Genomic DNA, 22120 nt, shown 5'->3' with positions numbered 1-22120 from the left:
TTTGTTGTAATTGTAAAGAAAACCCTTAGGAGGGATAATGGCTGATTTAAAAAAATTGAATGAAAAAATCTGGAATTTTTTTGCTTCTGTTGATCTTGCTGTGGCACTTTTTATTATTATTTCAATTGGCGCTGCCATTGGAACTGTTATTCCGCAACAATCTGACCCTGAAGCTACGATAAGATTTTTCTCCAGATTTATGTCGCTGAATAGCTCAATGAAACTGTATGAAATAGTAAATCTTTTTGACCTTAACAACGTATACCACAGCTGGTGGTTTACATTTTTGCTTTTTATGTTTGCATTAAACTTAACTGTATGTTCCATTGACAGACTTCCAATTCTGTTAAAATCTTTTAAAACCAGTCCTCAGGCTCTTTTGCCGGAAGTTTTAGAAAAAATGCCTTTAAAAAGAGAGCTCAATCTATCAGCTAATTCAAAGGACTTAGCACAGAAATTGATGGCTGTTTTAAAAGACAAAGGTTTTTCAATATTCACATTTGCATATTCTGATGGTGTGCAGATTCAGTGTAAAAAATGGATTAAAACAAGACTTGCAGTGTACTTAACTCATCTGAGCATTTTCATCATTCTTGTAGGAGCACTCATTGGGACATTTTTGGGTTTAAGAGGTTCCATGAACATAGTTGAGGGAACATCATCAAATCTTGCAATATCCGATGATGGGAAAGCTATTCCGCTTCCTTTTGAAGTAAGGTGTGATAAATTTGAGGTGGAATTTTATGAAAACTCAGCAATGCCTAAAGCCTATAGAAGCTACATTAAAATAATTGAAAATGGTCAACCCGTCACAATTGAAGGGAAAGACAGATTTATTATTGAAGTAAATGAACCATTCGCCTATAAAGGTATCACATTCTATCAGGCAACCTATGGATTTCAACCTGCAGAGCATGCAGAATTCAGATTCACATATTTTGACACAAGCAATAAGGAATACAGAATCAGTGCTAATTTTGAAAAAAGTTTTCAGATTCCGGGAACATCTGTTAGAGCCTCGGTAATAGATTTTTCTCCAGCTCTGGGAATGGATGAACAGGGAAGATTTTTTAATATGAGTTCAGAAATGATAAATCCAGCTGTTCTTGTTCAGTTTGAGTATAACGGGAAAAAATCAGAACAGTGGATACTTGCAAAAATACCTGAGACATGGCAGACACCTTTTGGGAAACTCAAATTTGATGAGCTATGGGGAGCTCAGTTCACAGGGCTTCAACTGAGACGAGATCCTGGAGTGCCTTTGATTTATGCTGGCTCAATTCTAATGTGTATTGGGCTTTTTATAACTCTTTTCCTTCGTCCTGTCAGTTACTTTGTGATGGTCAGAGATAATAAAATCACTTTCTACCATCCTTCAGGCAAGGGAATCATAATGAGAGAGAAAGAAATCGATAAAATAATACAAAAAATTCAAAAGGAGGCATAATGAGTTACCATATAATATCAATTGCAGGACTTCTTTATGTACTGGCAATGCCGGTTTATATTGTTTATGTACTTACAAAAAACAATAAATTAGGATATCTTGCAACAGCTACTCTGTCTGCTGGTTGTCTGATTCACATTTACGGATTTATCCAGAGATTTAAAGAGATGTATGCAATAAATCATTCATTCATGCGAAGCATTCCAATTACAAATCTCTATGAGAGTCTTGTGTTTTTTGTTCTATGTCTTGTAATTGGTTATCTTTTTATTGAATGGAAATACAAAAACAGGAGCTTTGGCGTAATTGTTTCAATACTTGTAGGAATTATAATCGGACTTACAGATTTGCTCGGAATATCAAAGGAAGTGCAGCCACTTGTTCCAGCGTTAAAGAGTAACTGGCTGCTTGCACATGTTACACTGAGTTTTATATCCTATGCAGCCTTTGCTTTGAGTTTTATAACAGCTCTTCTTCATGTAATCATGGTTTCTGAAAATAAAAAATCTTTAAAATACATTTTCTCAACATCAGTATTGAGCATTATGGTTTTCATATTTATATCAATGATAATAGACATTGCTACTGCTTCAAATCCCAGATCTGTCAGAATTTTTCATTCAACACTTGGAAATCAATCAATGTTTATTTCTGTCTTGAGCTGGATATTCCTGATTGCTTTAGTTTTTATATTCTGGAAATTCGGGGATTTTATAACAAAAACACTGAAGGGATTGAAAATTAACTCAGATTTTCTTGAAGATATCACCTATAAAGGGATTGCTTTTGGATTTCCGATATTTACAATTGGTGGGCTTGTTTTTGGAGCAATATGGGCTGATCAGGCATGGGGAAGATATTGGGGATGGGATCCTAAAGAAACATGGTCATTGATTACATGGTTTGTTTATGCATTCTACCTTCATGCTAAATTCATAAAAGGATGGAGAGGAGTAAAGACCTCAATGATAGCAGTAAGCGGTTTTCTTATAACAATATTTACATATCTTGGGGTGAACCTCTTTTTGAGCGGACTGCATTCCTATGGAAGTATGTAGTTTATGTTAATACTCGGAATTGATACATCCTGTGATGATACATCCGCGGCTGTGGTTAAAGATAGAAAGATATTGAGCAACATAGTATCCTCACAGATCAAAATTCATACTAAATATGGCGGAATTGTTCCTGAAATTGCATCAAGAAAACATATTGAATGGATAATGGATGTTACTGAGAATGCTCTAAGCAAAGCAGACGTAGCCTTAAAACATATTGACCTGGTCAGTGTCTGTCACGGTCCTGGACTTATTGGTTCGCTTTTAGTAGGGCTCTGTTTTGCAAAATCTTTAAGTTATGCATCAAAGAAACCCCTTATTGGCATAAATCATCTTGAAGGGCATATTCATGCTATTTTTCTTGAAAAAGAGTATCCTGAATTTCCATTTCTAACTCTCATTGTTTCTGGCGGACACACAAGTCTTTACCGTGTAAATGATCTTAATAGCTATAAAGAGCTTGGAAGAACCCGTGATGATGCTGCTGGAGAAGCCTATGATAAGGTGTCAAAAATGCTCGGGCTTGGATATCCAGGAGGACCTGTAATAGATGCGCTTGCTAAAGAAGGTAATCCTGATAAATATAATCTGCCAAGACCGTATCTTAATGGTAGCTTTGATTTCAGTTTCAGTGGGTTAAAAACAGCTGTCAAGGTTTTATTGATGAAACTTGATGTAAAGGGAAAAAATGTTGCCGAAGATGTTAAAAAAGATATAGCAGCATCTTTTCAAGCTTCAGTAGTTGATGTGCTTATAGAAAAAATAAAATGGGCTGTGTCTTCTGAGAGATTAAACAGGGTTGTTATTACAGGCGGAGTTGCTGCAAATAGCGAGCTAAGAAGACGGGCTCAGATGCTAAAGGAGGAAGGAATAGAAGTTTATCTTCCTTCAAAACAGTTATGTACAGACAATGCTGCTATGATCGCAGTAAGCGGATATCATAGATTTTTAAGAGGTGAAAGCTCCGATCTATTTCTTAATGCAAGGGCTTATTTGCCGCTGTAATATAAAATAATGAGGAGGTCATAGAACAATGAAAATCATTCTTGCATACTCAGGAGGGCTTGATACTTCAGTTGCAATCAGCTGGTTAAAGGAAAAGTATAATGCAGAGGTAGTTGCATTCTGTGCTGATATTGGTCAGGAAGAACAGTTTGAAGAAATTGCACAGAAAGCTTTAAAAACAGGTGCATCAAATGTTTACATTGAAGATTTAAAGGAAGAGTTTGTACGGGATTACATCTTCCCGATGTTGAGGGCAAATGCTATATATGAAACAGGTTATCTTCTTGGAACATCAATTGCAAGACCTCTCATAGCGAAAAAGCAGATTGAAATCGCATTAAAAGAAAATGCAGAAGCAGTTGCTCATGGTGCCACAGGAAAGGGAAATGACCAGGTAAGGTTTGAACTTACATACTATGCATTGAAACCTGATATAAAAGTAATCGCGCCCTGGAGACAGTGGGAGTTTGACTCCCGTAGCAGTCTTATTGAGTATGCTCAAAAACATAATATTCCTGTTCAGGCAACAAAGGAAAAACCCTACAGCATTGATAGGAATCTCTTTCACATAAGCTATGAAGGAGGTATTCTGGAAGACCCATGGAATGAACCACCGGATGATATGTACACAATGGTTCAACCACTACAGAAAGCTCCTGATAAAATCACCTATATTGAGATAGATTACGAAAATGGTGATCCAGTGGCTCTAAACGGTGAAAAGCTCTCTCCTTCTGAGCTCCTTAAAAGACTGAACAAAATCGCAGGTGAAAATGGTATCGGAAAGATCGATATTGTTGAAAATCGTTATGTTGGAATCAAATCAAGAGGTGTATATGAAACTCCTGGCGGAACAGTGCTACAAATAGCGCATAAAGCAGTTGAGTCAATAACAATGGATAGAGAGCTGATGCATTTAAGAGACAGCCTTGTTCCAAAATACACTGAGCTTGTTTACTATGGATACTGGTTTTCACCTGAAAGACAGGCTCTGCAGAAATTGATTGATGAAACTCAGAAAAATGTAACAGGCACTGTCAGACTGAAACTTTACAGAGGTAACTGTATGGTTGCAGGAAGGAAGTCAGTTTATTCGCTTTACAATCAGGAACTTGCAACATTCGAAAAAGACAGTATTTACAATCAGAAAGATGCAGAAGGATTTATAAAAATCAATGCTTTAAGATTGAGGATGGCAAAGAGATTTAATGTTCAGTGAAGAGACAAGATTCTGTCTTGCTTTGAATGAAATAAGAGAGCTCGGTCCTGTTTTAATAAAGAGGCTTTTATTGAAATTCAGCTCTGCCAGAGAGGTTTTCAATGCAGAGATGAAGGAACTTGCCTCTGTGGAAGGTATAGGAGTTGACAGGGCAAAAAGAATAAAAGAGTTTAACAGATGGGAAAGCATAGATAAACTACTCAATCTATGCAAACAGAGGGAGATAAAAATCCACTCTTATCTTGACAGAGAATATCCTCAACTGTTAAAAGAGATTCATGACCCACCTGTGGTTTTATTCTTTAAAGGCGAGATCAAACCTGAAGACCATTTTGGTCTGGCAGTTGTGGGTTCAAGAAGACTCAGTGAATATGGTAGAAGAGTAACAGAACGCATTGCATACGAACTTGCCTCATGTGGATTAACCATAGTCAGCGGGCTTGCAAGAGGAATTGACTGTGTTGCTCATAATGCAGCACTTTCTGCAGGAGGAAGAACTCTGGCAGTTCTTGGAAGTGGAGTTTCCTGCATATATCCATCTGAAAATAAAGCACTTTCCGAAAGAATCATAAAAAATGGAGCTATATTGAGCGAGTTTTATCCTGACGAAGGACCCAGAAAAGAGCACTTCCCCAGAAGAAACAGAATACTTAGCGGGATGACTGTTGGAACAGTTGTTACAGAGGCAACAATAAACTCAGGAGCACTCATAACAGCATCTTTTGCGTTAGAGCAAGGTAGAGAGGTTTTTGCTGTACCTGGAAATATTACATCAAAAAATTCCGAAGGAACAAACAATTTAATTCAAAAAGGAGCAAAAGTTGTAACTAAAAGAGAAGACATACTTGAAGAAATTGGACAGTTTATTCCATCATTAAAAAAGTCAGTAAATGAGAGCCTCATTTACGAGACAGTTGATCTTGATGAAGAAGAAAGAGCTATATTTAATGTACTTGATGAAGCATTGAATTTAGATGAAATCGTATTGAAAACAAACATAAATATAGCAAAAGTTCTTGAGATTCTTCTCAAACTTGAAATAAGCGGATTAATTAACAAAATAGAAGGCAGATACGTAAGGAGGATTTAAATGAAGCTTCTTGATTTTTTAAGAGTTCTTGCAAGACAGCTTATTGATAATGATTACAGTGATGAAGCCCTGAATAACTTTTCTCTTCTTGATATTGACCTGAATGAGGTCAAAGAAGAACTTAACTTTATTGAAGGCAGCGACCTTCTTGATCGCGAGGAGATTGACATGATCAGAGCTCTTCTTGTTTACTTACTTATGAAGGAAACAGACATTTATGATGATGACATATACAGTTTTGTTTTTAGCAGAGGGAAAGAGATAGTATGGAATTAAAAGGTAAAAATCTAATAATTGTTGAATCACCATCAAAAGCAAAAACAATTAACAAAATTGTTGGAGATGATTTTCAGGTTAAAGCATCAGTAGGACACATAAAAGACCTTCCTGAGGATAAACTTGGAGTTGATATACAAAAGGGTTTTGAACCCGAGTACATCATAATTCCCGGGAAAGAAAAAATTGTTAAAGAGCTGAAAGAGTCTGCAAAAAAGGCTAAAAAAATATTCATTGCAACTGACCCTGACAGAGAGGGTGAGGCTATAGCCTACCATATTGCTGAAGAAATAAAAGCTCCAGAAGACAGAGTGTTCAGAGCTGTGTTCCATGAAATAACTCCAAACGCTGTAAAATCAGCAATCGAAAATCCTACAAAGATAGATATAAACAAAGTATACTCCCAGCAGGCAAGAAGGATTCTTGACAGACTTGTTGGTTACAATCTGAGCCCGTTTTTGTGGAGAAAGGTTAAAAAAGGACTTTCCGCAGGCAGAGTTCAATCTGTTGCCTTACGATTGGTTGTTGAGAGAGAAAAAGAGATACTCACATTTCAACCTCAGAACTACTGGACCATAAGCGGAAAGTTTTCCGACGAGCAAAATCAGGTACTTCAGGCAAATCTGTATAAATACAGAGACAGATTGCTTATTGAAAGAAAATCCGAATCATCTTTTGAAAAGGCGAAATTCCTCATTACTGACGAAAAAACCGCCCAGCAGATTGTTCAGGAACTTAAAAAATTAAGCTATACACTTTCCAGTATTCAGAAGAAAAAGAAGAAGAAAAATCCACCTGAACCTTTTCGTACAGCAACCCTTCAGGCTCAAGCATCCTCAATACTTGGATTTTCTCCAAAGAAAACAATGACTCTCGCTCAGCAGCTCTATGAAGGAATAGATATAGAAGGCAACACAGTGGGACTCATCACCTATATGAGAACTGACTCAACAAGGATTGCAGAGGAAGCAACTGCATGGGCAAGAAAACTCATTGAAAAAAGCTTTGGAAAGGAATTTGTTGGAAATGGCACTGGCAGGACATCGAAAAAATCAGCCGGCTCAATACAGGATGCTCATGAATGCATAAGACCTACATATCCGGATAAATCTCCTGAATATGTTAAAAAATATCTTACCAAAGACCAGTATGCTTTATATAAACTAATATGGGTTAGATTTCTCGCAAGCCAGATGGCACCAGCAGAAGTTGAGCAGACCACCTATATCATTGAAGATTTTGATAAGATAGCTCAATTCCGTGTAAGCGGAAGTGTTATCCTGTTTCCCGGTTTCCTTGTGCTATACAAAGATGAAGAATCTGAAGAGGAAAATCTCCTGCCTCAGATTAAAGAAAAATCTCCATTGAAACTTATCGAAGTTAACTCAGAAAAACACACAACAGAGCCTCCTCCAAGATACACAGAGGCAACACTTGTCAGGGCACTTGAAGAAAAGGGAATTGGCAGACCATCAACCTATGCTGCGATACTAAGCACAATTCAGGAAAGAGACTATGTAAAAAAAATCAAGCAGAGGCTTTATCCAACATATCTTGGTTTTGTTGTCAATGACCTTCTTGAGGATAAATTTCCTGAACTTATGGACTATAGTTTTACTGCAAAAATGGAAGAAGACCTTGATAAGATTTCATTGAATGAGGCTCAGTGGAACAGGATAGTTGAGCAATTTTATAAAGAGTTTGAAAAAAACCTCGAAGAAGCAATGAAAATCGCAAAGAGAACAAAGCCTAAAGAGATAATAACCCTGGTTAAATGTGATAAATGCGGTAAGGATATGGTAATAAGATGGAGCAATGGACGACCATTTTTAGCCTGTTCAGGTTATCCTGAGTGCAAGAATACAAAGTCCATAACAAATGATAACAATGGCAGTGAAGCCAGGCCCATTGACAAAGCATGTCCTCAGTGCGGAGCTCAGCTTGTAATCAGAAATGGAAGAAGAGGGGAGTTTATTGCCTGTTCAAAATATCCTGAATGTAAGTATACTCAGCCTATCACCGCACAGATAAAATGTCCTCAGTGTGGAGGAGACATTATAAAGAAGCAGAATAAAAAGGGCAGAATTTTCTGGGCCTGTTCAAAATATCCTGATTGTAAATTCATTCTTCCAAGTGAACCAGTACTGCATGAATGTCCTGAATGCAAGGCTTCTTATATGTTAAAGAGAAGGGATAGAAGTGGAGAGGAATTTTTAATTTGCCATAATAAATCCTGTAAGGTTAAAATAAAACTGAATGAAATCTCAGCTGGGACCGACCCTGCGCAACAGAAAAATGCGAACCCCGCCAGGTCCGGAAGGAAGCAACGGTAAGCATCCATTTCTGTGTGTTGCAGAAGGTCGGTCCCTTTATCAGGATATAAAAAATGGCTTATCTTGGACTTGCGAGAAAATACAGACCTCAAAATTTTTCTGACCTCATAGGACAGAATGTTGTCGTAAAAATTCTACAGAGTTCCTTACAAACAGGGAAAATTTCACATGCCTATATTTTTTCAGGACCAAAAGGAGTTGGTAAAACTTCAACAGCAAGAATTCTTGCAAAAGCTCTGAACTGCACTGACCCTGATAATAAGCCCTGTAATAACTGTCCTTCCTGCATTGCCATAAAAGAGGGTAAGGCGATGAGTGTCATAGAAATAGATGCTGCATCACATACCTCAGTTGAAAACATAAGGGATTTAAGAGAAAATGTTCGTTACGCATCTGCCGAGGGATTTTACAAGGTTTACATCATAGATGAAGCTCACATGCTCAGTCAGTCCGCCTTCAATGCGTTTCTGAAAACTCTTGAAGAACCACCTCCTCATGTGGTATTTGTTCTGGCAACAACTGAGCCAAGAAAAATTCCTCTCACTGTGATAAGCCGCTGTCAGCATCTTCAATTCAGAAGGATTTCTGTTAATCTGATAAAAGAAAGGCTTCAGTTCATCTGCCATGAAGAAAGCATAAATGCTACAGAAGAAGCACTTTATGATATAGCATTAAATGCTGAAGGAAGTATGAGAGATGCTCTAACACTGCTTGATCAGATTACATCCTTTACTGAAAATATAACTCAGGAAGATGTAAGACTGTTGATTGGTGGAACTGACACACAAACTCTCTATGATTTAATGAATTATGTTATAGAGGGTAAGAGGTCAGATATTATATTGAACATAGAAAAACTCAATGACGCTGGAACGGATTTTAAACTGCTTACAAGGGATTTGATTTTTTTTCTCAGAAATATTCTCATTGCTAAGATCACGAAGAATTACAGACTTTGTTTAACTGAATCAGAAGCTCATATAATTGAGGATTTGAGCAGTAAAACATCAGAAGAGCATCTGATACTTCTTCTTAAGGAGCTGATTAATTCTGAAAACTCAATAAAAAATTCGTTTTTTCCAAGAGTCATCTTTGAGATAACACTTCTCAAACTGAGCCTGCTTTCTCATTTCAGAAATATTGATGAAGCAATAAAAGAGGTTAAAGAACCTGTTGAAACTTCGCAAATAAAAAAGCCTCTGCCAGCTCAGTCTGAAAAGCCGGTTCAGGTTACTAAAAAGAGCATGTCAATCTCCAGGATTTGGGGAGAATTCCTTGAAAGACTCGAAGAGCAAAATCATATTCTTGCAACAAAGATAAAGCATGCTGAGGTTAAGTTTGCAAAGGACGAAATCCAGATGATTTACAATGGAGGCGCATCAGTTCATGCTGAATCTGTAAAAGAGCATCTTTCAGAAATCAAAAATCTGTTGAAAGAATCTGGCTTGGATGTTAATATAACAGTACATGAGAAAGAAAATAAACAAAAACAGAATGTCAGGCAGGAGGCTATTGATCATCCTCTTGTCAGAAAAGCATTACAACTTTTTGAAGGAAGAATTTTTAATATAATACCTAAAAAAGGAGGCGGTAATAATGTCTAAAAAGATGTTTGGTGATATTATGAGACAGGCTCAGAAAATTCAGGAGGAGATCCAGAAAAAACAGGAAGAGGTAAAAAAGATCACTGTTGAAGCAACATCAGGCGGTGGAATGGTTACTGTTCAGGCAAATGGAGCAGGACAAATAGTGTCAATCAAAATTGACAGAGAAGTTGTAAATCCTGATGATATTGAGATGCTTGAAGATTTGGTTTTAGCTGCTGTCAATGAAGCACTGAAAAGAGCTCATGAACTTGCTCAGGCTGAAATGGCAAAAGTTTCAATGCCTTTCAATCTTCCTGGAATGCCTGATTTAAGCAGTCTTCTTGGTAAACTATGAGCAATCCTTTAGAAAAACTCATTGACAACTTCTGCAAACTTCCTGGAATTGGCAGAAAGACTGCCCAGAGGCTTGCTTTTTTTGTGATGAGTATGTCTGAAGATGATGCTCTTGAGATTGCTCAGGCAATCATTAATTTAAAAAAAAATGCGAGATATTGCCCTGTGTGTTTCAATATCACAGAAAATGAAAGATGCAATATATGCGCTAACTCTCAAAGAGACCACTCAACAATATGTGTTGTTGAAGAACCAGGCAATATAGTTTTATTTGAAAAAACAGGATACAAAGGCGTGTATCATGTGCTTGGTGGCACCATATCACCTGTTGATGGGTTAACTGCTGATAAATTGAAAATAAAGGAGCTTGAAGAAAGAGTTAAAACCGGAGCAGTCAAAGAAGTGGTCATTGCAACAAGTCCAAACACCAGAGGAGAGCTTACAGCTCAATGGATTGCAGATTTATTGAAACAATATCATGTAAAGGTTTCAAGAATTGCCTACGGGCTTCCAATAGGTATTGACATAGAGTTTGCTGATGAAGTAACATTGTCAAAAGCTCTTGAAGGAAGGAAGCCTGTAAATGTATGAAGAATTAAAAAAGAAAAGAACAGAGCTCGGAAAAACTTTAGAAGAAATTGCCGAGCAGACAAAGATAAAAAAAAGCTGTCTGATTGCAATAGAAGAGGGTAAGTTTGATGAGATGCCAACAGAGGTCTATACAAAAGCATATATTAAAATGTATGCTGAAACTCTCGGAGTTGATTCATCTGCCATTTTAAAAGATTATGAGGAATATCTTAAATCAAAGAAACAAAATGTAGTGAAAATCTCAAGAATTGAATCAAAACCTGAAAAGAAAAAATCAGACAAAAAAAGTTTTTCTTTTTCCTGGAAAATGCCCACATGGGGAGTAACAGCAGTCATTATTTTAGCTGTAATTGTTATCGTGGTTTTATTCCTTCAGTTAGATAAAAAAGACCATACCATCCCACCACCTCCACCTGTAACACAGACACCTTTGTCAACAGAATCAGAAATCGCAAAACTTGAAGAAAAAGCAGAGCAGAAGCAGGAAACTGTTTCCCAGCAACAGTTGCTTAAAATTGAAGCAACAGATAAGGTCTGGATGAGAATCACAATCGATGATAAAGAAAAAAAAGAGTTTCTATTAAATCCAGGACAGGCAGTGGAGCTACAGGCTAAGAAGTCATTTAAACTTCACATTGGAAATGCCGGCGGAGTGAAAGTTCTATTTAACAATAAAGAACTCGACAGACTTGGAGAAACTGGTCAGGTAGTCTACCTTGATCTTCCACAGGATAAAAATTGAACCCTGAGACCATCTCAGAATTTATCAAAAAAGCTGGAAAACCTGTAAGTTTCAGAGAGATATCCGATGCATTTACTCTCAGGGCATCTGAAAGAAAAAAACTCAAGCGAATCCTCAATGAACTCATTGCACAGGGCAAACTTATCAGAAATAGAAAAGGGCTTTATTTTTCTGTTCATGAGGCAAAGCTGGTAACAGGATATTTTGAAGCTCACAGAAACGGGTTTGGATTTGTAATTCCTGATTCTCCGAAAGACACTGACATTTTCATACCGCCCAATGCCACAATGGGAGCAATGCATGGAGACAGAGTTGTTGCAAGACTGGAACACAGAAGGAAAAGAGAAGGAAGAATAATCAGAATTCTTGAAAGAACTGTAAAACGCATTGTTGGAACAGTTGAAAAATCAGGACCGATTTTTTACATTCAGCCAAGAAAGAGAAACATAACCCAGCAGATAATTCTTGCTCCTCAGGATATGAAAGTTAAGCCAGGAGACCTTGTCCTTGCAGAGATTACAACATATCAGGCACTCAATAAACCTCTGGTTGCCAGACTGCTTAAAGTTTTTGAAAAGCCAAAAACACCAAAAGAAGATACTGAAATTCTGGTCTATGAATATGAACTGCCAAAGAGATTTCCTCAAAATGTATCAACTCTTTCAAAAGAAGTTGCTGACAGAGGCATCTCCAGAAGACAGTTTAAAGACAGAGTTGACCTGAGAGATCTTCCAACAGTAACAATAGATGGCGAGAATGCAAAAGATTTTGATGATGCTGTCTCAATCAAGAAAACAAGAAATGGCTTTATTCTGTGGGTTCACATAGCTGATGTGAGTCACTATGTAACGTGGAACTCTCCGATAGACATCGAAGCAAGGCAGCGGGCAACAAGTGTCTATCTTCCAGACAGAGTTATACCAATGCTTCCTCTAGAGCTGAGCGAAAATCTGTGTAGCCTCATTCCAAAAACTCCAAGACTCACATTTACAGTTGAGCTGCATCTTGATAATTCAGGACATATAAAAAAAAGTTTATTTTATCCAAGCGTAATCCAGACAGCAGAACGGATGACCTATACATCAGTTAAAAAAATTTTGATAGATAAGGATAAAGAGGAGATTAAAAGATACAGGGCTCTTGTTTCTCATTTTGAAAGGATGGCTGAGCTGTGTGAGATTTTAAAGGATAAGAGAAGGAAAAGAGGCAGTCTTGATTTTGACCTTCCAGAGCCAGAAGTTTTGCTGGACATAAAAGGAGATCCTCAGGCAATCATCAAGGCTGAAAGAAATCTTGCGCATTTTATAATTGAAGAATTCATGATTTTAGCTAATGAAGCTGTTGCAGAGTTTCTGTTTTCAAAAAACATTCCAGCACTTTACAGAGTTCATGAAGAGCCAGAGGCAAATAAAATCCAGTATCTCACAAAGATTATAAGAAATCTCGGAGTGCTGAAAGGAGATCTGAAGCCATCCGGGTTTTACGAGTTCATTGAGTTGATTAAAGGAACACCGCAAGAGGAAATAGTAAACTATCTGATTTTAAGAAGTCTCAAACAGGCTCGTTACAGCCCTGAAAATGTTGGGCACTTTGGACTGGCGTCAAGATGTTACACACACTTCACCTCTCCAATAAGAAGATATCCAGACCTTGTTGTGCACAGAATTCTAAAAGAATATTTACTAAAAGGAAAACTATCAAATGAAAAGACAGAGGAATTAAAAGAAATTCTGCCTGATATAGCCATACACAGTTCCAGAATGGAAAGAAGAGCTGATGACGTTGAAAGAGACGCAATTCAGATAATGAGAGTATGGTTCATGAAAGATAAGATTGGAGAGGAGTTTTTGGGCAGGGTTACGATGGTCACTCCAGAGGGATTGAGGGTGAGGCTTGAAGAATACTATATTGAAGGATTTCTGCCTGTTTCCCACATGAGTGATGATTTCTATCAGTATGATGAAAATAGATACTGCCTTACAGGGGTTAAAAGAAAGAAGAAATTTACAATTGGCACATCTCTTAATGTGAGAGTTTCAAGAGTGAGCCTGAGTGAAAGAGAGATAGTTTTTGACATTTAATGCCTTATCCTGCCCGGTCCAGCCTTAGTGTTTTTTGGCTTCCTTGAACATTTTTTATCTGTCATCCTGAATGTTTTGCTGTTATCCTGAATATTTGCTATCATCCTGAATGTTTGCTGTCATCCTGAATGTTTGCTGTTATCCTGAATGTTTACTGTTATTCTGAATGTTTGCTGTTATTCTGAATGTTTGCTGTTATTCTGAATGTTTGCTGTCATCCTGAATGTTTAATGTTATTCTGAATGTTTTTTCTGGTATTATGAGTGTTTTTGTTACCTTGAGTGTTTTTTTCTGTTACTCTGAATATTTATCTGTCACCCTGAGGGACGGAGTCCCGAAGGGTCTCCTCCTGGGGATTCTTCGCCTTCGGCTCAGAATGACAGTACATTCTGTCACCCTGAACGAAGTGAAGGGTCTCCTCCTTTTTAAACAAAGGTGGAGATTCTTCGCCTTCGGCTCAGAATGACAGAATAAACGCTCAGAATGACGGAATAAACGCTCAGAATGACAGTACATGTCATTTTTATCTATCACGTGAATATTTTTCTGTTATTCTGAATATTTATCTGTCACCATGAGGGACGGAGTCCCGAAGGGTCTCCTCCTCAATCTCATACTATTTTCTCATACAAATCCTTCCATGATGGATTCATGGTTTTAATCAATTCTTCCTTTTTTGCTCGTAACCAGCCCTTTATTTGTTTTTCTCTTTTGATGGCTTCCTTGATATCTTCATGTGTTTCATAATAAACAAGTTTCACAATGTTATACTTTGCAGTGAAACCTTTTACGAGTTTATTTTTATGTTCATAAACTCTTCTTACAAGGTCGTTTGTAACTCCAACATATAGGACCGTATTGTATTTGTTTGTCATTATGTAGACATAGTATTGTTCTTTCATGAGGGGATTATAACATTTTTTTATGGTGGGGATTCTTCGCCTTCGGCTCAGAATGACGGAATAAACGCTCAGAATGACAGTACATGTCATTTTTTTCTGTCACGTGAATATTTTTCTGTTACTCTGAAACATTTATCTGTCACCCTGAGGCGAAGCCGAAGGGTCTCCTTCTTTAAACAGAGGTGGGGATTCTTCGCCTTCGGCTCAGAATGACAAAGTGGACCGCTCAGAATGACGGAATAAACGTTCAGCATGACAGACATATCATTTTGTTGTCGCCCTGAACGAAGTGAAGGGTCTCCTCCTTTAAACAAGGAGGGGATTCTTCGCTGACGCTCAGAATGACGGAATGGACGTGCGGAATGACAGACATAAATGCTTGGCATGACGGTACATATCATTTTTATCTGTCACGTGAATATTTTTCTGTTACTCTGAAACATTTTTATCTGTCACCCTGAGGGACGGAGTCCCGAAGGGTCTCCTCCTTAAAACAGAGGTGGAGATTCTTCGCCTTCGGCTCAGAATGACAAAGTGGAACGCTCAGAATGACGGAGTGGAAGGCTCAGAATGACAGGACATATTATTTTGTTGTCGCCCTGAGGCGAAGCCGAAGGGTCTCCTCCTTAAAACAAAGGAGGAGATTCTTCGCTGACGCTCAGAATGACGGAATAGGGGGGTTTTGACGGATAAAAAAAGGCGGGTTTTTGACCCGCCTTTATGTTAGACAAACACGGTGAATTTTTAAATTTTGAGGCTGACAATTATGTCAGCCTCGGATAATACTGTTTTAGAATTTGAGCTGGATGCCGTGTCTTACTGCCCATGCATCATCAGCACTCTTGCCACCTTCCATATCATAGGCATCGCCTGCCCAGAAGTAACCACCCTCAACCCAGTAAATAAGTCCTTTGTCAAGCTGATAGGTTACTTTTCCATCAACTTCCCAGCCAAGATCATCGTCTTTTTTGCCACCATGGATTGATACATCTTCAACAGCTTTTAACCAGTAACCATAAACCTCAGCTTTGAGATCTTTTGTTATGTCAGATGCAGCACCGAGTTTTACATACTGGGTATTACAAAGACCTGTTCTAAAGTTTGCGCCAAAGTTACATGCTGAAGGAGCTAAATATTCATACACGAATGTGTAGTGCTGTTCTGGACCAAGAGCAGTTATGAATGCATCTATGTCTTTTTCATCTTCATTTCCTGAACCTCTTGCATACTCAGCAGTAATTATGAGAGGTATTGACTTAAATTTGTAGTCAAGTCCACCTAAAACTGCCCAGCCTTTTAAGTCAAGGTCTTTACTACCAGGCAATTCAACTTTTCCGGTCTGGAATTCAACATCTGCTCTGATGCCAAGTCCTGTTCCAGCAATGTCATCATAGTTGCCTCTTAAGCCAAAGTTCCACAGATGAATATCTGCTTCATAAAGATTAACATTATAACCAACAGTACCATCATTTTTTATATAATAAGCATTCGTATCATAGAAGTTCTTATTATTTAAATACAACCCAGATACATTCTGATGGTCAACATAGGTTGCATCAGCACTGATACCCCAGCCATGTCCTGCGTATGAAGCAAGAAGTCCGTATGCTGTTGAATCATCATTGAAGTATATGTTGTTTTCATCAAATTTGATTGTGTAAGCGGCAATTGTAAGCTCTTTTAATGGCTGAACAAATGCAAGGATTGCATCATCACCAAAATATGTGTGGTCAAAGAACAGTCCATTTCCGAGCTTGATTAGCTGTTTTCCAACTTTCACTCCTAAAGGAACGCCAAGAAGTCCAGTACCCTGATGCTGAATCCATGCCTGACGAATATAGACACTTGATTCATCATGCCAGTTACCAAATGGATAATTACCTCTTGGACCTTGAGTACCGGTGCCCCATTTTGTATTTTCTGAGGTATTTCTCTCATTCTCATTACTGCTTTCAAGTTCTACATATCCAGTTGTGTTGGGAGAAATTTTGGCTTCCATATTGAGTCTTACACGGTATTCATAGTAAGACTGATTTCTGCTTTTTCCTTTTCTTCCTTGTTTTACTTTTTTATACTCAGTTTCAGTTAGAGGTTTACCGTTCTCATCCAATAGAGTTATAGGTACAGTAAAAGAGTTACCCTCATCATCCACTAGATATAGAGGTATAGTTATAGGTTTAGTTATAGGTTTACCGTTCTCATCCGTTTTAGGTACAGATACATACTCATATTCAGTCTTATACGCATTATCATCAATTACATCCAGATTTCTTCCGTACATACCTCTTATTCTGATCTCACCGCCAAGGGTAATCTGGGTTTTTCCTTTTGAGATTACTGCTGTTGTGTCTGATGGGATTTCTGCTGGAGCTGCATAACTCAGTGCAGCAAGACCTAATAGAAGAACAAGTACAGCTAAAATACCTGCATACTTTTTCACTTCCTAACCTCCTCAGGTTAGTTCAGTTACACCGTCAAAGACGGTGGTAAAACAGATAAACCGGAGCTTCTTCAGGCTATGACCTTCAGAGGAACTCCTTCTTTTTTCACCGTGTTTGTCTTATCACCTCCTTTTTAAGAGTCTGTTTAAAAACTCACTAAGTCTTTAAAATCATGAAACTACAAACATTCTTAGTTTTCACCCTTACCACATCCTGTCATTCTGAGCGTCAGCGAAGAATCCCCACCTCTCTTTTAAGGAGGAGACCCTTCGGCTTTGCCTCAGGGTGACAGATAAATAATATGTACTGTCATTCCATCCTATCATTCCGAGCATCCATTCTGTCCTTCTGCGTCTTCCATTCTATCCTTCTAAGCTCCTATTCCGTCATTCCGTGTCTTCCATTCCGTCATTCTGATCTCCTACTCTCTCCTTCTGATCGTCCGCTCCGTCATTCTGAGCATCCATTCTGTCATTCCGCGTCTTGCACTCTGTCATTCTGAGCGTCTATTTCTGTCATTCTGAGCGTCAGCGAAGAATCTCTTTCTTTTAATGCTCTCTAAGATTCTTCGGGACTTCGTCCCTCAGAATGACAACTTTTATCACTCAGGGTGACAGATAAACACTCAGAGTGACAGATAATAGAAAATTCATATTGCAAACAATATATCATTTTGTTAATGAAATTGTCAATACATTTTTTACAATTTTTATTTCTATGATTTCCAGCTTTCACATAAATAAAAGTAGCAATTTTTTTGCCACATAGAAATCTCACTATTTTCAATGATTTATCTGTCTGCTTTTTGTGTGTTTTCTGCCACATTATGTTGTAAAAAAACTACATTCAGAATGTGAGAGCTCAATTTTATGTAAAATAATAAAATATGGTTACTGTTTTCCCGGAGGATTAATTTATGGAGATATGGAAGAGAAATCTTTATGTTTGCTGGTTTGGTGTTTTTGTTATGTCTCTTGGAACAAGCCAGCTTGTGCCAATTTTACCTCTTTATATAGAAGAGCTCGGTGTGCATGATATAAATCAGGTTGAAGTCTGGTCAGGCATTGCTTTTGGAGTTACATTTGTAACACTGGCAATTTTTTCTCCATTATGGGGAAGAATGTCTGATAAATACGGTCGTAAGCCAATGCTTTTGCGTGCAAGCCTTGGTATGACCGTTGTTATCACATGTATAGGGCTTGTGCATAATGTTTTTGAGCTTGTTTTTTTAAGGATGCTTCAGGGCACAATCTCGGGTTTTTATTCAGCTTCCATAACACTTGTTGCTATACAGACACCAAGAAGATACTCTGGCTGGGCACTGGGAGTTCTTTTTACCGGTGCTGTTGGAGGAATGCTGCTTGGTCCGTTATTAGGTGGATATTTAGAGGGAATCATTGGTATACGTCATCAGTTTTTTGTAATGGGTGGATTTTTAGTGATTTCATTTGTAACTTCACTGTTTTTTGTAAAGGAGGATTTTACTCCACGTACTGAGCACACACATGTAAGATTAAAATCCATATGGCAGAGTGTTACAGCTCCTGAGGTACTTAAAGCCATGTTTGTAACAACTTTTATTTCGCAGATGGCACTCACTTCAATTCAGCCAATCATTACAGTTTATATAGCTGATATTGCAGGACGATTGCCCAATCTGGCACTTATATCAGGAATTGTTTTTTCAGCAACAGGAGTGGCTAACATAATATCAGCACCATTTCTTGGTAAGCTTGCAGACAGGATTGGACCATACAGGGTTATACTTGGCTCACTTGTTCTTGCAGGGCTGGTATTCATTCCACAGGCATTTGTGCGTACACCGTGGGAGTTGATGGGTTTAAGATTTCTGCTTGGGTTTGCAACAGCAGGATTGATGCCCTCAATAAATACATTGATAAAGAGAATTACTCCTGATGAAGTTGCTGGTCAGATATTTGGATATACCCAATCAGCTCAGTTTCTTGGTTCATTTTTTGGAGCTGTAATGGGAGGTCTGGTATCAGCGTGGTTTGGACTGCGTTCAGTGTTTTTCATTACAGGAGGATTGTTGATGCTTAATGCCATATGGGTATTTAGAGATATTCATCTATCAAAGAGAGTGAGAGTTCATTAGAGAATATTAGATATAGTGCTGTAAATTATTTTTGTGTTGTTGTTTTTCTGTAACGCAGAAGCATCTAAATTTCAGGCATGGAAGAAAATAGGCTCATCAAGTGAATTACCAGTGGAAAAAGGCTGTGCAATAATAAATAGGGTTTGATGTTGTCACCGTTTGATATCGTCACCGTTTGATATCGTCACCCTGTTATTTATCTGTCACCCTGAGGCGAAGCCGAAGGGTCTCCTTCTTTAAGCAAAGGCGGGGATTCTTCGCTGACGCTCAGAATGACAGAATAAATACTAAGAATGACAAAATAAATGCTCAGAATGACAGTACATTCTGTCACCCTGAGGGACGGAGTCCCGAAGGGTCTCCTTCTTTAAACAGAGGGGAGATTCTTCGCTGACGCTCAGAATGACAGAATAAATGCTCAGAATGACAAAATAAATGTTCAGAATGACAGTACATTCTGTCACCCTGAGGCGAAGCCGAAGGGTCTCCTCCTCAATCTCATACTATTTTCTCATACAAATCCTTCCATGATGGATTCATGGTTTTAATCAATTCTTCCTTTTTTGCTCGTAACCAGCCCTTTATTTGTTTTTCTCTTTTGATGGCTTCCTTGATATCTTCATGTGTTTCATAATAAACAAGTTTCACAATGTTATACTTTGCAGTGAAACCTTTTACGAGTTTATTTTTATGTTCATAAACTCTTCTTACAAGGTCGTTTGTAACTCCAACATATAGGACCGTATTGTATTTGTTTGTCATTATGTAGACATAGTATTGTTCTTTCATGAGGGGATTATAACATTTTTTTTATGGTGGGGATTCTTCGCTGACGCTCAGAATGACAGAATAAATGCTCAGAATGACAAAATAAATGCTCAGAATGACAGTACATTCTGTCACCCTGAGGGACGGAGTCCCGAAGGGTCTCCTCCTTTAAACAGAGATGGAGATTCTTCGCTGACGCTCAGAATGACAAAGGTGGAGATTCTTCGCCTTCGGCTCAGAATGACAGGTTAACGCTCAGAATGACGGAGTGGGGTAGGTCAAAAATAATGTTTATGGCTGCATAAGATTGAATTTTTGACACTACCTATAGCGTCTGACTATTGACAAAATAAAAATTAAATAGATATCTTATATGTCAATGATTAAATTTATAAGATTGCTGGGCGGGTATGGCGTAGAGCTTTTTTTATTTCTGGGGAAAATGTTTATTTTCCTTGTTGATGCTATTTATTATGTTTTTATTCCACCGTTTAAGTTCAAAAATCTCCTCAGACAGGTAAGGTTTTTTGGCAATAAATCAATGATTGTTGTAATCTTTACAGGAGCATTCAGCGGAATGGTTCTTGCTCTTCAGGGATTTTATGCTCTGAATAAATTCGGTGCTGAAGCATTGTTAGGACCCGCTGTTGCTCTGAGCCTTATAAGAGAGCTTGGTCCTGTGCTGTGTGCTTTAATGATTACAGGAAGAGCTGGTTCTGCAATTACAGCAGAGATTGGAATTATGAGAATTACCGAGCAGATTGATGCTCTGACTGTGATGGCTGTAAATCCGATGAAATATGTTGTTGTTCCAAATATCATCGCAGGCATTGTTACTTTTCCGCTTCTTACAGCAATTTTTGATGTTGTTGGGATTTATGGAGGCTATCTTGTATCAATTCATGCTCTTGGGTTAAGTGAAGGAACATATTTCTCTCAGATGGAGCTCTATGTTGATTTTAAGGATATAAGGATAGGGCTTTATAAATCCCTGAGCTTCGGGCTTCTTGTTACATGGATTTGCACATTCATGGGATATTACGCTGGCTATGGAGCAAGAGGAGTGAGCAGGGCAACCACAAATGCTGTTGTTCTTTCAAGTGTCATAATACTGCTCTGGGATTACATGCTTGGAGCATTTCTGTTATGATTGAAATAAAAAATCTTTACAAATCATTTGGTCATCAGCAGGTTTTAAAGGGAGTGAATCTTGTTATAAACGAGGGTGAGGTAACTGCTGTAATTGGAAGAAGCGGTGGAGGTAAATCAGTTCTTCTTAAACATATTATCAGATTGCTAAAGCCTGACAGCGGAAGTATAATTATAAAAGGAGAGGATATAACGAAGCTCACAGGAAAAAAGCTTGATGAAATAAGATCAGATATCGGAGTTGTTTTTCAGGGTGGAGCACTCTTTGATTCGATGACTGTTTATGACAATGTTGCGTTTCCTCTTACAGAAAAGACAAAGCTGGATAAAAAGGAGATTCACGAAAAAGTGATGAAAGCCCTGAGTGATGTCGGACTTCAGGGAATGGAATATAAATATCCTGCTGAACTCAGCGGAGGAATGCGAAAGAGAGTGGCGCTTGCTAGAGCATTAATAGGGCATCCAAAGATAATTTTGTTTGATGAACCCACAACAGGACTTGATCCGATACTGGTTCGTTCAATTCATAAACTTATAAGGGACACTCAAAAGCAGTATGAGTTCACAGGTTTGATAATCAGCCATGAAATTCCTGAGATATTTGAGATTTCAGATAGAGTTGCGATGCTTCATGATGGAAGAATTGTTGAAGTAGGAACTCCTGAAGAAATTCAGAAAAGTGATAATATTGTTGTAAAAAATTTTATAATGGGTATTGAAGGTTGAAGGTTGTTAAATAATAATAAGGTTGATATTGTCACCCTGAGTGTTTTTTTGTCACCGAGTGTTTTTTTTGTCACCCTGAGGCGAAGCCGAAGGGTCTCCTCCTTTAAACAGAGGAGGGGATTCTTCGCTGACGCTCAGAATGACAGAATAGAAGGCTCAGAAGGACAGGATAAATGCTAAGAATGACGGAGCGGACGATCAGAAGGAGAGAGTGGATGCTCAGAATGACAGTACAT

General features: G+C 38.1%; 17 protein-coding genes, 1 other RNA gene and 1 pseudogene. 16 read left to right on the top strand and 3 right to left on the bottom strand.

Annotated features, from left to right (window positions below; translation table 11 throughout):
• Nucleotides 1-37: 37 nt before the first annotated feature.
• The 13 genes and pseudogenes from resB (at nt 38) to rnr (ending at nt 13782) form a co-directional block, all read left to right on the top strand.
• Nucleotides 38-1447 (top strand): cytochrome c biogenesis protein ResB, encoded by a 1410-nt coding sequence (gene resB, locus G581_RS0106595; protein ID WP_028845149.1) that lies wholly within the window; start codon nt 38-40, stop codon nt 1445-1447.
• The gene (ccsB, locus tag G581_RS0106590) at nt 1447-2505 is read left to right on the top strand and encodes a c-type cytochrome biogenesis protein CcsB (protein WP_028845148.1); all 1059 of its coding nucleotides are present in this window, start codon (nt 1447-1449) and stop codon (nt 2503-2505) included. The genes resB and ccsB overlap by 1 nt, the downstream gene beginning before the upstream one ends.
• Nucleotides 2506-2508: 3 nt before the next feature.
• On the top strand, nt 2509-3510 hold the full coding sequence (gene tsaD / locus G581_RS0106585) for a tRNA (adenosine(37)-N6)-threonylcarbamoyltransferase complex transferase subunit TsaD (RefSeq protein ID WP_028845147.1): 1002 nt from the start codon (nt 2509-2511) through the stop codon (nt 3508-3510).
• A gap of 28 nt (nt 3511-3538) precedes the next feature.
• Nucleotides 3539-4729 (top strand): argininosuccinate synthase, encoded by a 1191-nt coding sequence (locus G581_RS0106580; protein ID WP_028845146.1) that lies wholly within the window; start codon nt 3539-3541, stop codon nt 4727-4729.
• Nucleotides 4719-5819 carry a DNA-processing protein DprA gene (gene dprA / locus G581_RS0106575; RefSeq protein ID WP_028845145.1) on the top strand — a complete coding sequence of 367 codons (1101 nt, stop codon included), beginning with the start codon at nt 4719-4721 and terminating at the stop codon, nt 5817-5819. The genes G581_RS0106580 and dprA overlap by 11 nt, the downstream gene beginning before the upstream one ends.
• Complete coding sequence (locus G581_RS0106570) at nt 5820-6095, top strand: hypothetical protein (protein ID WP_028845144.1); 276 nt, start codon at nt 5820-5822, stop codon at nt 6093-6095. It begins immediately after the preceding gene.
• Nucleotides 6086-8341, top strand: a pseudogene (topA, locus tag G581_RS12435) (type I DNA topoisomerase); the annotation flags it as partial. The gene G581_RS0106570 and the pseudogene topA, both read left to right, overlap by 10 nt.
• 25 nt (nt 8342-8366) lie before the next feature.
• An RNA gene (gene ffs / locus G581_RS11915) (signal recognition particle sRNA small type) lies at nt 8367-8465 on the top strand.
• A 16-nt stretch (nt 8466-8481) separates the two neighbouring features.
• The gene (dnaX, locus tag G581_RS10855; RefSeq protein WP_051178973.1) at nt 8482-10032 is read left to right on the top strand and encodes a DNA polymerase III subunit gamma/tau; all 1551 of its coding nucleotides are present in this window, start codon (nt 8482-8484) and stop codon (nt 10030-10032) included.
• On the top strand, nt 10025-10369 hold the full coding sequence (locus G581_RS0106555; protein WP_028845143.1) for a YbaB/EbfC family nucleoid-associated protein: 345 nt from the start codon (nt 10025-10027) through the stop codon (nt 10367-10369). Before dnaX ends, G581_RS0106555 begins: the two co-directional genes overlap by 8 nt.
• Nucleotides 10366-10959: a recombination mediator RecR gene (gene recR, locus G581_RS0106550; protein ID WP_028845142.1), complete on the top strand. Its 594-nt coding sequence runs from the start codon at nt 10366-10368 to the stop codon at nt 10957-10959. The genes G581_RS0106555 and recR overlap by 4 nt, the downstream gene beginning before the upstream one ends.
• On the top strand, nt 10952-11701 hold the full coding sequence (locus G581_RS0106545; protein WP_028845141.1) for a helix-turn-helix domain-containing protein: 750 nt from the start codon (nt 10952-10954) through the stop codon (nt 11699-11701). Before recR ends, G581_RS0106545 begins: the two co-directional genes overlap by 8 nt.
• On the top strand, nt 11698-13782 hold the full coding sequence (gene rnr, locus G581_RS0106540; protein WP_028845140.1) for a ribonuclease R: 2085 nt from the start codon (nt 11698-11700) through the stop codon (nt 13780-13782). The genes G581_RS0106545 and rnr overlap by 4 nt, the downstream gene beginning before the upstream one ends.
• Before the next feature lie 611 nt (nt 13783-14393).
• On the opposite strand, the gene G581_RS0106530 is transcribed toward rnr, so the two are convergent.
• Nucleotides 14394-14684, bottom strand: a complete 291-nt coding sequence (locus G581_RS0106530) for a GIY-YIG nuclease family protein (RefSeq protein ID WP_028845137.1) — start codon at nt 14682-14684, stop codon at nt 14394-14396.
• A 790-nt stretch (nt 14685-15474) separates the two neighbouring features.
• Nucleotides 15475-17124 carry an alginate export family protein gene (locus G581_RS0106525; protein WP_028845139.1) on the bottom strand — a complete coding sequence of 550 codons (1650 nt, stop codon included), beginning with the start codon at nt 17122-17124 and terminating at the stop codon, nt 15475-15477.
• Nucleotides 17125-18041: 917 nt separating this feature from the next.
• On the opposite strand from G581_RS0106525, the gene G581_RS0106515 reads away from it, so the two are divergent.
• The gene (locus G581_RS0106515) at nt 18042-19241 is read left to right on the top strand and encodes a multidrug efflux MFS transporter (protein ID WP_028845138.1); all 1200 of its coding nucleotides are present in this window, start codon (nt 18042-18044) and stop codon (nt 19239-19241) included.
• Between the two features lie 498 nt (nt 19242-19739).
• On the opposite strand, the gene G581_RS0106510 is transcribed toward G581_RS0106515, so the two are convergent.
• Nucleotides 19740-20030, bottom strand: a complete 291-nt coding sequence (locus G581_RS0106510) for a GIY-YIG nuclease family protein (RefSeq protein WP_028845137.1) — start codon at nt 20028-20030, stop codon at nt 19740-19742.
• A gap of 358 nt (nt 20031-20388) precedes the next feature.
• Between G581_RS0106510 and G581_RS0106500 the strand changes: the two genes are divergently transcribed.
• The gene (locus tag G581_RS0106500) at nt 20389-21159 is read left to right on the top strand and encodes an MlaE family ABC transporter permease (protein ID WP_028845135.1); all 771 of its coding nucleotides are present in this window, start codon (nt 20389-20391) and stop codon (nt 21157-21159) included.
• Nucleotides 21156-21884, top strand: coding sequence for an ABC transporter ATP-binding protein (locus G581_RS0106495; protein ID WP_028845134.1), 729 nt, complete (start codon nt 21156-21158; stop codon nt 21882-21884). The genes G581_RS0106500 and G581_RS0106495 overlap by 4 nt, the downstream gene beginning before the upstream one ends.
• Nucleotides 21885-22120 lie beyond the last annotated feature (236 nt).

This window comes from Thermodesulfovibrio thiophilus DSM 17215, assembly GCF_000423865.1.
Lineage (GTDB): Bacteria > Nitrospirota > Thermodesulfovibrionia > Thermodesulfovibrionales > Thermodesulfovibrionaceae > Thermodesulfovibrio > Thermodesulfovibrio thiophilus.
Note: the sequence above shows the minus strand (reverse complement) of the source record. Positions and strands in the feature narration are given on the sequence as shown.